The following is a 12,624-nucleotide window of genomic DNA, read 5'->3' on the forward strand; positions in this document are numbered from 1 at the left end:
CTGTGCGGGAGGTGCTGCCTGGTCTACCGCTATCGCTGGCAAGCCAGCGCCTACGCAGGCTTCGCAGCGCCTTTGAACGGTAGGAGCCGGCTTGCCGGCGATGGCGGTGGACCTGCCCTAGAGGATACGGCCATCCCAACCGACGGTGACGTGGCGCGGCAGCGTTGAGCGGTGCTGCACCAACCACGCATCCAGCGTGTGCCCCACATGGGTCAGCACGCCGAGTTTCGCACCGGTCTGCTCGATGCTCTGCAACGCCAGCGTCAGGTCATTATGGTTACGCGGCGCTTGCGGCTGGGGCGGCATGGAGCAGTCCAGCACCAGCACGTCCAGCGGTTCGCGTTGCAACCAGGCGAGCGTGTCTGGCGGCAGGCCGACCGTGTCGGTGAGGTAGGCAATGCGTCGCCCTTGCCCCTCCAGCAGGTAACCCAGGGTCAACTTGGAATGCTCCAGCGGCAACGCCGTCACCGTCAGCTCACCCAACTGCCGCGTTTCGAACGCGGCAAAAGGTTGGCTGAAATCCAGGATGCCCGGGTGTTTGTAGAGGTCGGATAAGCCCTCCGGGTCCGCCGGCCCGTGCACCGGAATCACCAGCCCTTGCCCCCAGCGCAAATGCAGCAGGCCCTGGGCGTGATCGGCGTGGTAGTGGGTCTGGAAAATCCCGTTGAAACTGCGCGGCGGGAAACGTTCGGTAAGGTCAGGCAAGCCGCTGTCGATCAACCAGCGCTGGTCACCACACTCGATCAGCGCGCTGCACGGTCGGCGGCGCAGGCTGGCATCCTGGCGGGCCATGGCGCAGGCCACGCATTCGCAGCCATACACCGGGACTTGCCGCGCATCGCCGGTACCCAACAAGGTCAGGCGCATGCCGAATGTCCGTGGTTCAGGCAGCACAGCAGACGCTCGACGCTGTGTTCCAGCGGCCCGGAGTTGTCCAGCACAAACAAACCCGCGCCATGGCCGGCGATCAGCTCGGCAGTGAAACGGGCATTGCGCGCCAGGCGCGCTTCGATATCCGCCAGCGACTCACGCCCACGCGCGATCAATCGCTGGCGCAACACTGCCTGGTCAACCGTCAGCAGCAGCACCAGCGACGTCGGGTAGCGCGCGCGGGTCTGCCCCAGGTGCGCCCGCGAGCCGTTGACCAGCACGTCTTCCCCCGCCGCCAGCCAATCGTCGATCTCACGGGGGATGCCATACGACAACCCATTGGCGTGCCAGCTGAGGGCAAACGCGCCCTCAGCCTCCATCGCGGCAAACTGCTCCGGGCTCACACCCTGCGCCGCTTCGCCCACCGCCTCCGCCGAGCGGGTGATCACGCGGCGCACAATGCGGCAACCGCGCTCGGCCAAGCGCGGGCGGGCGGCATCCAGCAGGCTGTCCTTGCCCGAACCGGATGGCCCGATGAGATAGATCAACCTGCCTGCCATCAAAACACCCTCTTCGCTTGCCGCCACACTTGTTGCACCACCGGCAGCCCTTCACGGCTGCGGGCCTGGACCAGGTCGGCGCGCAGGCCGATGGCAATTTCACCGCGATCCGCCAGGCCCGCCGCTTGCGCCGGTGCCAGGCTAATCATCTTGACCGCCCGCGACAGGTCGCCGCCGTCCTGCTGGTCGGCCAGCACAAACGCCGCCTGCAACAGGCTGGCCGGGTAATAGTCGCTGGAAAGTATATCCAGCAATCCCTCAGCCGCCAGGCCAGCGGCGGCCACATTACCCGAGTGCGACCCACCGCGCACCACGTTCGGCGCGCCCATCAAGACTTTCATGTTCAGCGCCTGGCAACCCTTGGCCGCCTCCAGCGTGGTCGGGAATTCGGCGATGGTCATGCCATAGCCTGCCGACTCCTCGACATGGGCCAGCGTCGCATCGTCATGGCTGGCCACCGACAGGCCGCGTTCCAGGCAATGCGCAACAATCGCGGCACGATAACGGTCGCTGTACTCCCGAGAGTTGGCCATCTGCAACACGATGAACGCGTCCATGGTTTCATCGTTCAGGTGGTACTTGCCCATGTAGTACTCACGGTACTTGGATTCGAGCACGAACTGGCGCTGGCCCGGCGAGTGGTCCATCACCGAGACCAGGCGCACCAGCGGGTTTTCCACCAGGTCGCGGAACACGCTGAGGGTGTCCGGGTGGCACAGCTCGCAACGCAGGTGCAGGTGGTGCTCGGCGCGGGTCAAGCCGGCGTCTTCCGCCGACGCGATGGCATCGAGCATCGCCGGCAGTTTCTTCATGCGGTTGCCCTTGGGGTTCACATCGCCAATGGACACCGCGTCGAACACCGTGGTGATCCCCGCCGCGATGATCTGTGCGTCATGGCTGAGCACGGCCGAGATCGACGGCCAATCCACACCCGGGCGCGGGGTCATGTGTTTTTCCAGGTTGTCGGTGTGCAACTCCACCAGCCCCGGCAACAGGAAATCACCCTCCAGGTCCTGGGCCTGGGGCAACTGGCTGCGGCCTTCGGCGACATCGACGATCTTGCCGCCACGCAGCACCACCGAACCCAGGAACATGCGATCAGCCGTCACGATCTGGGCATTACTGAGGATCTGTTCAGCGGGCATGGGCGTATTCCTCTTGGGCAACAGGCGTTGGGGTCATGTCGAAATGGCGGTCGGCAACCGCCTCACGGGCGGCGCGGTCGTGGAAGATGCCGATCAGCGCCGCGCCGGCCGCCTTGGCTTCGTTCATCAGTTCCAACACCACCTGGCGGTTGTTGTCGTCCAGGGACGCGGTGGGTTCGTCGAGCAGCATTACCGGCCAGGCCACCATGAAGCCGCGGGCGATGTTGACGCGCTGTTGCTCGCCCCCGGAGAAAGTGCCGGGCGCCAGTTGCCACAGGCGTTGCGGAATGTTGAGGCGAGTCAGCAGGTGTTCGGCGCGTGACTGCGCATTGGCCTTGGACCAGCCGCGCGCCAGGGCCGGCTCCATCACCACGTCCAGGCAAGCCACCCGTGGGATCACCCGCAGAAATTGGCTGACGTAACCCAGGGTCTGCTGGCGCACCTGCAAAATGTCACGCGGCTGGGCGCCCACCAGCTCCAGCCACTCACCGGCATGGCGTACACGAATGCTGCCACCGGCCGGCAGGTAGTTAGCGTACAGCGTGCGCAACAAGGTGCTTTTGCCGGCGCCGGACTGGCCGTGCAGCACCAGGCATTCACCGCCCTGCACGCTGAACTCGACGCCGCGCAGCACGTTGAGCACCACGCCGTTTTGCTGGTGCAGGGTGAAGGTTTTCGAGAGGTCACGGACCTCGATCAGAGCATTCGTCATGGCTGCAATACCGAAGACACCAGCAGTTGAGAGTAAGGGTGCTGTGGATCGTCGAGGATCTGGTCGGTGAGCCCGGTTTCCACCACACGCGAACGTCGCATCACCATCAGGCGGTCGGCCAGCAAGCGTGCAACAGCCAAATCGTGGGTGACGATCACCACCGCCAGGTCCAGCTCACGCACCAGGCCACGCAGCAGGTCGAGCAGGCGCGCTTGCACCGACACGTCCAGGCCGCCGGTCGGTTCGTCCATGAACACAAGACGCGGGCTCGACACCAGGTTGCGGGCGATCTGCAGGCGCTGCTGCATGCCGCCCGAAAAGGTGCGTGGCAAGTCGTCGATGCGCTGCGGGTCGATTTCCACCTGGCTCAGCCAATCAAGACCGGCACCGCGCAGTTGCTCGTAATTGCGCACGCCCTGGGCCATCAGGCGCTCGCCGATGTTCGCCCCGGCCGACACGCCCATGCGCAAACCGTCACGAGGGTTCTGCTCGACAAAGCCCCATTCGGTGCGCAACAACGTACGGCGTTCGGCTTCACTGGCGCTGTACAAGTCCAGCCATTCGCCGTCCTTGCTGCGGTAGCCAATCGAACCCGCTTGCGGTGGCAAGCGACCGCTCAGCAGCGAGAGCAACGTGGACTTGCCCGAGCCGGACTCGCCGACGATGCCCAGCACTTCACCGGGGTACAGATCGAAACTCACGCCCTGGCAGCCCTTCTCCGGGCCGTACAACAGGGACAGGTCACGGACTTGCAGTAGCGGTGCGCCGGCTTTTTGCTTCAAAAGAACCTGACTCATTGGTTGTTCTCCAGAACGCGCTGGGCGCAGTACCACGTGTCAGAGCACACAAAACTCTGGGTGCCCGCATCGTCGAGAATCAGCTCATCGAGGAACGAATCATGGCTGCCGCAGATGGCGCAGTTGTGTTGCCACTTCTGCACTTCGAAGGGATGGTCTTCAAAATCCAGGCTGGTGACCTCGGTGTAAGGGGGCACAGCGTACAAACGCTTTTCACGGCCCGCGCCGAACAGCATCAGCGCCGGGCTCATGTCGAGCTTGGGGTTGTCGAATTTGGGGATCGGCGACGGGTCCATCACGTAGCGCTCGTCGACCATCACCGGGTACGCATAGCTGGTGGCGATATGGCCGAAGGTGGCGATGTCTTCGTAGAGCTTGACGTGCATCACCCCGTAATCGTTGAGCGCATGCATGGTGCGGGTCTCGGTTTCCGACGGCTCGATAAAGCGCAGCGGCTCGGGAATCGGCACCTGGTAGACCATGATCTGGCCGGCTTGCAGGGGCGTTTCCGGAACGCGATGGCGGGTCTGGATCACCGTGGCCTCGGGCGTGGCTTCGGTGGTGGCGATGCCGGCCGTGCGCGCAAAAAAGCGGCGGATCGACACGGCGTTGGTGGTGTCGTCGGCGCCCTGGTCGATGACCTTGAGCACGTCATCCTCACCCAGGATTGCGGCTGTCAGTTGCATGCCGCCCGTGCCCCAGCCGTAAGGCAAGGGCATCTCGCGGCCACCAAACGGCACCTGGTAACCGGGGATCGCCACGGCCTTGAGCAAGGCGCGACGGATCATGCGCTTGGTCTGTTCGTCGAGGTAGGCGAAGTTGTAGGCGGCGTCATTCATGGCTCGAACCCTCGGCCGGTTGGCGCAGTTTGCGGATCAGTTCCAGTTCGGACTGGAAGTCCACGTAGTGCGGTAATTTGAGGTGCGATACAAAACCGGCCGCCTCGACGTTGTCGCAGTGGGCCAGCACGAACTCTTCACGCTGGGCCGGCGACACCACTTCTTCGTTGTATTCCCCGGCACGCAGCGAGCGGTCCACCAGCGCCATGCCCATGGCCTTGCGCTCGGCATGCCCGAACGCCAACCCGTAGCCACGCGTGAACTGCGCCAGCTCCGTGGCCGAACCGACGAACTGGTTGACCATCTCGCACTCGGTCACTTCGATGCTGCCCAGGCAGATGGGAAAACCCAGCTCTTGCGGGTCGATCCACACCTCCACGTCACCGATGCGAATCTCACCGGCAAACGGGTGGTTGCGGCCGTAGCCACGTTGGGTCGAATACCCCAGCGCCAACAGGAACCCTTCGTCGCCACGGGCCAGCGCTTGCAAGCGCTCGGCACGGCTGGCCGGGTATTCCAGCGGGTCGCGGGTGATGTCGGCGACGCTGGCGTTGTCGTCGGTTTCGTGCTTGATCAGGCCTTCCTTGGCGAGCAACCCGAGCACCCGTGGGCAGGCGTCGATGCGCGCTTCGGGCGTGGTCTGCGGGCCGGGGTATTCGCCTTCGGCCAACAGCGCAAAATCCAGCAGGCGGTGGGTGTAGTCGAACGTGGGGCCGAGCAGTTGGCCGCCCGGCACATCCTTGAAGGTGGCCGACAACCGCCGGCTCAACAGCATCTTCGAGGTGTCGATCGGCAGGCTCGGGCTGAAACGCGGTAGCGTGGTGCGGTAGGCGCGCAGCAGGAAGATCGCTTCCACCAGGTCGCCCGCCGCTTGCTTGATCGCCAGCGCGGCGAGTTCTTCGTCGAACAGCGAACCTTCGGTCATCACCCGCGCCACGGCCAACGGCAGTTGCTCGCGGATCTGGCTCACGCTCAGTTCGGGAATCGCGGTGTCGCCCCGGCGTTTTTTAGCGAGCAGGCGGTGGGCATTGTCGATGGCCTGTTCGCCACCTTTGACGGCTACGTACATCAGGTGCGCTCCTCTGCGACACGGCTGCTGCGCGGCAGGCCGATCAAGTGGTGGCCAGCGGCAAACAGCACGTCCAGGCCACGGGGGAAGGCTTCGCGACGCTGGCGTTCCAACCAGAACGCCTGGGGCACCGGCAGGTGCACCTGGCGCTGGGCCTTGATGCCCGGGCCACGCCACAGCAGGCCGCGCCCGGACTCCAGGTCAGTGAGCTGCACAAGCACGGTGCAGGACTGGTCGGGGTAGCGGTCGTTGCCGTGGTCGAAGCCACCGAGGTCGAGCAGGTCGTGCTCACCAAGCAAGGCGAACACCGCGTCTTCGCGGTTTGCTGTGAACGGGCAGCCGCAGTGGAACGCCAGGTTGGCGCGGATCAGCGGCGTGTCGAAGCTCGGCGCCAGCCACAGCGGCGTGTCCACATCCAGCAAGGCCAGGCACAGGGCGTAGGTGGCGGGCGCCAGGCCATCGAGCTGTGGCGCGCACGCCAGGTGCTGGATCAGGCCGGGTTCGGCCAGGGCCTTGAGGGCCGCGCGAAAACCGCGCTGGGCGTCCAGCACCGGGTCAACGAAGGCCGGTTGCAACAGTTGCGCATTCATCAGTTTTCTCCTCGCACGAGGGTGAAGAACTCGACCTTGGTGGCAGCGGTATCGGCTTCCTTTTGCGCACGGCGACTGGCCTGGGCATTGGCCAGCGCGGTGATCAGGTCGCTGAGCCAGATGCTCGGCTGGCTGCCTTGCAGGTGGGCGTCGGCCAGGGCCGCCAGTTCGGCATGCACCTTGTCGCGCCCGGCCAGGTAGCTGTAGCCGGTACGGCCATCGGCCAGGCGCACCACGCAGCGGGTCACGCTCATCTCACCGACGTTGAACGGCGTACCGTCGCCGCCCATGCGGCCGCGCACCAGGGTCATGCCGACTTCGGGGGCGCGGATCAGGTGGTACTCGACGTCTTTCAACGCCGCTTCATGGGGTTGCAGTTCACTGAGCCGGGCGCGGGCTAACACGCCGATCCAATGCTGACGCGGGGACAAACTCATCACGGTCTCCATTCAGGTCACCACTTGGTACTGGAAGCGATCCGAGCGGCTGGTGGACTGCGCCAGCTCCACCGGGCGGCCGTCGCGATCGCGGGAAAGGGTAAAAACGGTGAGGGCCGGCAAGTGCCGAGGCATCATCAGCAGCGCGGCTTCATCACGGTTGGGCAAACGCGCACCGATCAGGCTTTGGGTGCGGGTCAGCGGCAAGTCACGCTCACGCAGGTATTGGCGCAGGGAGCCGCCGTTGTATTCCGCCAGCAACGGCGCACGGCTGGCGCAGTAGCGATGGCGGATCAGGCTGACGGGCTGGTGGTCGAGCTTGCGCAAGGTCTGCAGTTCGATCATCGGTGCCATTTCGGCAATGCCCAATTGCAGCGCTTCATCACGGCTGGCGTAGCAGTAGCGGCGCTTGAGCAACACCGCCTGCACGCCCACGCCCTGGGCCGACAACGACTGGCTGTAGGACGTCTCGGCGCCCATCGGGTAGATCAGCGGGCGGTCGAGCACCTGGGTGCCCTTGCCCTGGCGGCGCAACAGGCTGCCTTCGAACACCAGCTCGTCGATGGCACGGCGCAGGGTGTGGCGATTGACGCCAAACCGCTCGGCCATGTGCACCTCGCCGGGCAGGAAATCGCCGGCGCTGTAGCTGCTCAGTTCACGGCGCAGGATATCCGCGAGTTCGCGGTACACCGGCTCTTCTTGTCTAGACAACTGCATGCTTAAAAAAAGCGCCGCGCGGGCACCCCTCCGACGTCAGATGAACTGCTTGCGCAGGCGTTGGGACAGCACGTCGATACAGCTCACCACCACGATGATCACCAGCAGCACCGCGCAGGTTTGTACAAACTGAAAGGCGCGGATGTTTTCCCAGAGGATCACGCCGATCCCGCCCGCCCCGACCATGCCCACCACCGTGGCCGAACGCACATTGGCCTCGAAGCGGTACAGCGCGTAGCTCACCCACAACGGCATCACTTGGGGGATCACGCCGTAGATCACTTCCTGCAAGGCACTCGCGCCAGTAGCCCGTACCCCTTCAACCGGGCCTGGATCGATGGCCTCGACGGCTTCGGCAAACAGCTTGGCGAGCACGCCGGTGGTGCTGATCCACAACGCCAAGACACCCGCAAAAGGACCGAGGCCGACGGCGACCACGAACAACATGGCGAACACCATTTCGTTGATGGAGCGAAAGGCATCCATCACCCGGCGCAGCGGTTGGTGGACCCACCAGGGGGTGATGTTGTCGGCGCAGAGAATGCCCAGCGGCACCGAGCAGACAATCGCCAGCACCGTGCCCCAGAGGGCGATCTGCACGGTGACGATCATCTCCTTGAGGTAGGAGCGCCATTCGTGGAAGTCCGGCGGGAAGAAGTCGGCGGCGAAGGTCGCCATGTTTCCGGAATCGCGGTACAGCGCCAGCGGGTTCATTTCCGCGCCGTGCCAGGCCCAGGCCAGCAGGACCAGGAACAGGCCCCAGCCGAGGTATTGCGGCCAAGTCCGTTTGCCCACTGCTTCTGCATGCAAAGTTGTCATGGATCACTCTCGGTAACTGGGGGAACTGGATCTCTGTGGGAGCGGGCTTGCTCGCGAATGCGGTGTATCAGTCGCTGGATGCGTTGAATGACACACCGTATTCGCGAGCAAGCCCGCTCCCACATAAAGCCCGGTTCCTACAGGGGGTTAGCCGTTGGCTGCGGTCTTTTTGTCGAGCTCAGTGATGCGCTGTTGCAGCTTGGCCAGGTCAGCGTCGATGTCGGCGAGCTTCTTGGCTTTGTCGGCAGCTTCGAGGTGGTCATCGGCGCTGATGATCGTGCGCTGCTTGAACAGCTCCAGCTGGCGGATCGGCAGCAACTGGTCGTCGCTCGACGGCAGGAATTTGCCCAACTGCATGTTCTTGAGCACCGCCTTCTCTTCATCGGTGTCGCCGTAGTGGGCGAAGAAGTCGCGGATCTTGGTCTTCTCGCTGTCGCTCAGGGCTTTGCTCCACACCATCGGGTCAGCCGGGATCAGCGGCGATTTCCAGATCACCTTGAGCATGGCGGCCTTGTCCGGCTGGGTGACTTCCAGGCGGTCCCAGCTTTCGGTGTTGAAGGTGGCCACGTCCAACTGCCCCTTGGCCACGCTCAAGGCATTCACTTCATGGCTGGAGTTGAGGGTGCGCTTGAAGGCGGTGGCGGCATCGACGTTGTTCTTGGCGAACACGTAGTAGCCCGGTACCAGGTAGCCCGAGGTGGAGTTCGGGTCACCGTTGCCGAAGGTCAGGTTCTTGGCGTTCTTGAGCATGTCGTCGACGTTGTTGATCGGGCTGTCCTTGCGCACGATCAGCACGCTCCAGTAGCCGGCAGCGCCGTTGGCGGCGGCGGTCTGGGCGAAGATCTCGCCGTTGGAGCGGTCCACCGCTTCCATCGCCGCCTTGTTGCCCAGCCAGGCCACGTCGACCTTGTTGAAGCGCATGCCCTGGATCAGGCCGGCGTAGTCGGAGGCGAAGGTGGCGTTGATGGTCAGGCCGGTCTTCTTGTGCATGTCATCCAGGAACGGCTGCCAGATGCTCTTGAGGTTCTGCGAAGACTCGGTGGACATGATGCCGAAGTTGATGGCCTTGTCCGCCGCATAGGCATTGCCCATCGCGACGCTGGCCAACAAGGCGGCAGACAAAAATACTTGGCCGATACGGTTGAACATGGAAGGTATTCCTGTGGGTCGTGAGTAGGGTTTCAAGCGCGTGCCAGGGCCAGCCGAGGCGTGGCGGCGGTGGCGCGGGACTGGTCGGAAAACATCAGGCTGGTGTCGACATCGGCACCGTACAAATCATTGAGGAAGTGGCTGCTCATGGCGCTGCCCTGCCCGTCGAAATGAATGCGCCCGCCCTTGAGCGCCACGGCACGCGGGCAATAACGCACGGCGTAATCGACTTGATGCAGGGTCACCACCACGGTCTTGCCATCGCGGCGGTTGATGTCGGCGAGGATCTCCATGACCTTGCGCGCCGACTCCGGGTCCAGGGAGGCGATCGGCTCGTCGGCGAGGATCACTTCGGCGCGCTGGGTCAGCGCACGGGCAATCGCCACGCGCTGCTGCTGGCCGCCAGACAACGTGGAGGCACGTTGCTCGGCCAGGTCGGCCAGGCCCACGCGGGCCAGGGATTCGAGGGCAAAGGCCTTCTCTTCGGCATTGAACAGGCCGAGGTTGCCGCGCCAGCGCGGCATGCGCCCCAGGCAGCCGAGCAGCACGTTGTCGAGCACGCTCAGGCGGTTGACCAGGTTGAACTGCTGGAAGATGTAGCCGATGTCTGCGCGCAACCGCCGTACCTTGCCGTTCAACCGTCCGCTGGCCTGCACCTCCCGGCCCAGCACCTTGACGCTGCCACCATTGCTCTTGTCGCAGCACGCCAGGCCCGCCAAGTGGCGCAGCAGCGTAGACTTGCCGGAACCGGAAGCGCCGATCAGCGCGACCATCTCACCGGCATCAATGGTGAGTTCGAGGTCGACCAGTGCGGATTTCTTCGCAAAGGTCTTGTTCAAGTGATCGACATGGATAGCGTGAGTCATGGGCTTCTCTGTCTTGTTTGAACAGCCAAAGGTGGCTGCGGTTGAGTTCAAACGACAGTAGGCGCGGGCTGTGTCAGCCCTATGACTTGCACATGACTGCAGGGGGTCGGTTCGATGAAGGTTTTGTGAAAGGTTGAAAGGTCACTGCAGCCTTGAGCTGGCTTGCCGGCGATAGGGGTGGGTCAGTTGACGAATAGGTGGTTGATATTCCGCCATCGCCGGCAAGCCGGCTCCTACCGGGGGTGTGCGTTGGCTTCGCGGGCGCGCAGTCGCGGAGTGACGAAGTCCAGGAATGCGCGCACTTTTAATGGCAGCGGGGCCTGGCCTTTGTGCACCAGGCTGATGGGCAGTGCGGCCGACTCATAGGGCTGCAGCAGCACCTGCAACTCGCCCTTTTGCAGCGCATCCGCCACTTGATACGACAACACCCGAATCATGCCAACGTCCAGCGTCGCCGCCGCAATCGCCGCTTGCGCCGTGTTCACCGACAGCCGAGAACGCACGGGCACGGTCTGTTCCGATTTGCCACTTCCAAATACCCAGGCGCCCACCGAGGCGAGCACGTCGAAGGTGATGCAACTGTGATCCGCCAGATCCTGTGGCCTGGCCGGTTCGCCGTGAGTTTTCAGGTAGCGGGGGCTGGCGCACACCACGCGCCGCACCGTGCCCACGGGCACCGCCTTGAGCGAGCTGTCGGGTAATTCACCAATGCGCACAGCCACGTCGCACTGCTCTTCCATCAAATGCACCACGCGGTCGGTGAGCATCAGGTTGACGCTGATCTCGGGGTACTGCGCGAGAAATTCCGCCACCACCGGCACGATGTGCAGGCGCCCGAAGACGATGGGCGCGGTCACCACCAACTCGCCTTTGGGCTGCGCGTATTCGCCGGTGGCCGCGCGCTCGGCTTCGCCGATGTCTTCGAGAATGCGCCGGCAGGCCGTCAGGTAGGAAGCCCCTACGTCGGTCAACGAAAGTTGCCGCGTGGTGCGGTGCAACAGGCGGGATTTCAGATGGGCTTCCAGCTCCGCCACCTTGCGGCTGACGGTGGCCAGGGGCATGTCGAGCTGGCGAGCGGCGGCCGACAAGCTGCCCGCTTCCACCACTGCGACAAACACGGACATCGACTCAAGACGGTTCATGGCGCTCTATCAAATTATGCAAGGATGATTCTCGATCCTAGGGGATTATCGACATAAATGCGACTGCGTAAGGTTGGCCACTCATCCCCTGCAACCCTATGGAGCACGCCATGAGCACAGCCGAGAGTCCCCCGCCGCGAGGCAAGATCATCATGATGGCGGTGATCGCCGGCGCGGTGGTCACCAACATTTATTGCACTCAACCCGTGTTGCCGCTGATTGCTTCGGACATGGCCGTGGCGGTGTCGACGGTCAATCTGGTGGCGGGTGCAGCCTTGCTGGGCTTTGCCACCGGGCTAGCGCTACTGCTGCCGATAGGCGACCGTTTTGACCGGCGCAAGCTGGTGCTGGGCCAGATCGCGCTGGCGTTCTGTTTTGCCCTGGCGGCGGCGTTTGCGCCAAGTATCGGGGCGTTGATTGGCGCGTCGTTTGGTTTAGGAATGGTGAGCTGCGTGCCACAACACCTGGTGCCGTTCGCGGCGGTGATGTCCCAGCCCCACGAACGCGGGCGCAATGTAGGCACGGTGGTCAGCGGGATCATGCTGGGGATTCTGCTGGGTCGCACGATCAGCGGCGTGGTGGGCGAGGTCTATGGCTGGCGCGCGGTGTACGCGATGGAAGCGGCGTTCATGATCCCGGTGTGGTGTATCGCGGCCAGGTTGCTGCCACCGGGCGTGCCGAGCAGCAACCTGTCCTACCCTCGCCTGCTGGCTTCACTGTGGCCATTGATGCGCGACAACAGCCCGATCCGCCAGTCGATGATGGTGCAGGCGCTGTTGTGGGCGTGCTTCAACGCATTCTGGGTGAACCTGGCGGGGTTGCTGGCTAACGGGCCGTGGCACTTGGGCAGTGCGTGGGCCGGGGCGTTCGGGATTATCGGCGCGGTGGGGGCGTTTGCGGCCTCGTATGGGG

15 protein-coding genes are annotated in these 12,624 nt (G+C 64.1%); 1 reads left to right on the forward strand and 14 read right to left on the reverse strand.

Features of this window, described 5'->3' with window-relative positions; all coding sequences use genetic code 11:
- Window positions 1-117 precede the first annotated feature (117 nt).
- The 14 genes from phnP to HX803_RS28955 all read right to left on the reverse strand — a co-directional run bounded on the left by phnP (window position 118) and on the right by HX803_RS28955 (window position 11,712).
- Window positions 118-867, reverse strand: a complete 750-nt coding sequence (phnP, locus tag HX803_RS28890) for a phosphonate metabolism protein PhnP (protein WP_178925547.1) — start codon at window positions 865-867, stop codon at window positions 118-120.
- Window positions 858-1,430: a phosphonate metabolism protein/1,5-bisphosphokinase (PRPP-forming) PhnN gene (phnN, locus tag HX803_RS28895; protein WP_178925548.1), complete on the reverse strand. Its 573-nt coding sequence runs from the start codon at window positions 1,428-1,430 to the stop codon at window positions 858-860. Before phnN ends, phnP begins: the two co-directional genes overlap by 10 nt.
- A complete protein-coding gene (locus HX803_RS28900; protein WP_178925549.1) occupies window positions 1,430-2,575 on the reverse strand; it encodes an alpha-D-ribose 1-methylphosphonate 5-triphosphate diphosphatase in 1,146 nt (381 codons plus the stop codon). Before HX803_RS28900 ends, phnN begins: the two co-directional genes overlap by 1 nt.
- Complete coding sequence (gene phnL / locus HX803_RS28905) at window positions 2,565-3,287, reverse strand: phosphonate C-P lyase system protein PhnL (RefSeq protein ID WP_178925550.1); 723 nt, start codon at window positions 3,285-3,287, stop codon at window positions 2,565-2,567. The genes HX803_RS28900 and phnL overlap by 11 nt, the downstream gene beginning before the upstream one ends.
- Window positions 3,284-4,084: a phosphonate C-P lyase system protein PhnK gene (gene phnK, locus HX803_RS28910; protein ID WP_178925551.1), complete on the reverse strand. Its 801-nt coding sequence runs from the start codon at window positions 4,082-4,084 to the stop codon at window positions 3,284-3,286. The genes phnL and phnK overlap by 4 nt, the downstream gene beginning before the upstream one ends.
- Window positions 4,081-4,923, reverse strand: coding sequence for an alpha-D-ribose 1-methylphosphonate 5-phosphate C-P-lyase PhnJ (locus HX803_RS28915; protein ID WP_178925552.1), 843 nt, complete (start codon window positions 4,921-4,923; stop codon window positions 4,081-4,083). Before HX803_RS28915 ends, phnK begins: the two co-directional genes overlap by 4 nt.
- A complete protein-coding gene (locus HX803_RS28920; protein ID WP_178925553.1) occupies window positions 4,916-5,992 on the reverse strand; it encodes a carbon-phosphorus lyase complex subunit PhnI in 1,077 nt (358 codons plus the stop codon). The genes HX803_RS28915 and HX803_RS28920 overlap by 8 nt, the downstream gene beginning before the upstream one ends.
- Window positions 5,992-6,582, reverse strand: a complete 591-nt coding sequence (phnH, locus tag HX803_RS28925; RefSeq protein WP_178925554.1) for a phosphonate C-P lyase system protein PhnH — start codon at window positions 6,580-6,582, stop codon at window positions 5,992-5,994. Before phnH ends, HX803_RS28920 begins: the two co-directional genes overlap by 1 nt.
- Window positions 6,582-7,019, reverse strand: coding sequence for a phosphonate C-P lyase system protein PhnG (gene phnG / locus HX803_RS28930; RefSeq protein ID WP_178925555.1), 438 nt, complete (start codon window positions 7,017-7,019; stop codon window positions 6,582-6,584). Before phnG ends, phnH begins: the two co-directional genes overlap by 1 nt.
- Before the next feature lie 12 nt (window positions 7,020-7,031).
- Complete coding sequence (gene phnF / locus HX803_RS28935; RefSeq protein WP_178925556.1) at window positions 7,032-7,736, reverse strand: phosphonate metabolism transcriptional regulator PhnF; 705 nt, start codon at window positions 7,734-7,736, stop codon at window positions 7,032-7,034.
- A gap of 36 nt (window positions 7,737-7,772) precedes the next feature.
- Window positions 7,773-8,555, reverse strand: a complete 783-nt coding sequence (gene phnE, locus HX803_RS28940) for a phosphonate ABC transporter, permease protein PhnE (protein ID WP_017136208.1) — start codon at window positions 8,553-8,555, stop codon at window positions 7,773-7,775.
- A 147-nt stretch (window positions 8,556-8,702) separates the two neighbouring features.
- Window positions 8,703-9,704, reverse strand: coding sequence for a phosphonate ABC transporter substrate-binding protein (phnD, locus tag HX803_RS28945; protein WP_178925557.1), 1,002 nt, complete (start codon window positions 9,702-9,704; stop codon window positions 8,703-8,705).
- A gap of 32 nt (window positions 9,705-9,736) precedes the next feature.
- Complete coding sequence (gene phnC, locus HX803_RS28950; protein WP_176998209.1) at window positions 9,737-10,570, reverse strand: phosphonate ABC transporter ATP-binding protein; 834 nt, start codon at window positions 10,568-10,570, stop codon at window positions 9,737-9,739.
- A 233-nt stretch (window positions 10,571-10,803) separates the two neighbouring features.
- Window positions 10,804-11,712 (reverse strand): LysR family transcriptional regulator, encoded by a 909-nt coding sequence (locus HX803_RS28955; protein ID WP_178925558.1) that lies wholly within the window; start codon window positions 11,710-11,712, stop codon window positions 10,804-10,806.
- Window positions 11,713-11,822: 110 nt separating this feature from the next.
- On the opposite strand from HX803_RS28955, the gene HX803_RS28960 reads away from it, so the two are divergent.
- Window positions 11,823-12,624: MFS transporter (locus HX803_RS28960; protein ID WP_256732963.1), on the forward strand; the 802-nt coding region annotated here is incomplete at its 3' end.

The sequence above is a fragment of the Pseudomonas sp. P7548 genome (assembly GCF_013386585.1).
In the GTDB taxonomy this organism is placed as follows: Bacteria; Pseudomonadota; Gammaproteobacteria; order Pseudomonadales; family Pseudomonadaceae; genus Aquipseudomonas.

What these genes read in the sequence shown, in the direction of transcription:
- phnP (WP_178925547.1), bottom strand. Translation starts at nt 867, where the DNA reads ATGCGCCTGACCTTGTTGGGTACCGGCGATGCGCGGCAAGTCCCGGTG.
- phnG (WP_178925555.1), bottom strand. Translation starts at nt 7,019, where the DNA reads ATGAGTTTGTCCCCGCGTCAGCATTGGATCGGCGTGTTAGCCCGCGCC.
- phnD (WP_178925557.1), bottom strand. Translation starts at nt 9,704, where the DNA reads ATGTTCAACCGTATCGGCCAAGTATTTTTGTCTGCCGCCTTGTTGGCC.
- HX803_RS28915 (WP_178925552.1), bottom strand. Translation starts at nt 4,923, where the DNA reads ATGAATGACGCCGCCTACAACTTCGCCTACCTCGACGAACAGACCAAG.
- HX803_RS28920 (WP_178925553.1), bottom strand. Translation starts at nt 5,992, where the DNA reads ATGTACGTAGCCGTCAAAGGTGGCGAACAGGCCATCGACAATGCCCAC.
- phnF (WP_178925556.1), bottom strand. Translation starts at nt 7,736, where the DNA reads ATGCAGTTGTCTAGACAAGAAGAGCCGGTGTACCGCGAACTCGCGGAT.
- phnH (WP_178925554.1), bottom strand. Translation starts at nt 6,582, where the DNA reads ATGAATGCGCAACTGTTGCAACCGGCCTTCGTTGACCCGGTGCTGGAC.
- HX803_RS28955 (WP_178925558.1), bottom strand. Translation starts at nt 11,712, where the DNA reads ATGAACCGTCTTGAGTCGATGTCCGTGTTTGTCGCAGTGGTGGAAGCG.
- phnK (WP_178925551.1), bottom strand. Translation starts at nt 4,084, where the DNA reads ATGAGTCAGGTTCTTTTGAAGCAAAAAGCCGGCGCACCGCTACTGCAA.
- HX803_RS28900 (WP_178925549.1), bottom strand. Translation starts at nt 2,575, where the DNA reads ATGCCCGCTGAACAGATCCTCAGTAATGCCCAGATCGTGACGGCTGAT.
- phnE (WP_017136208.1), bottom strand. Translation starts at nt 8,555, where the DNA reads ATGACAACTTTGCATGCAGAAGCAGTGGGCAAACGGACTTGGCCGCAA.
- phnL (WP_178925550.1), bottom strand. Translation starts at nt 3,287, where the DNA reads ATGACGAATGCTCTGATCGAGGTCCGTGACCTCTCGAAAACCTTCACC.
- phnN (WP_178925548.1), bottom strand. Translation starts at nt 1,430, where the DNA reads ATGGCAGGCAGGTTGATCTATCTCATCGGGCCATCCGGTTCGGGCAAG.
- phnC (WP_176998209.1), bottom strand. Translation starts at nt 10,570, where the DNA reads ATGACTCACGCTATCCATGTCGATCACTTGAACAAGACCTTTGCGAAG.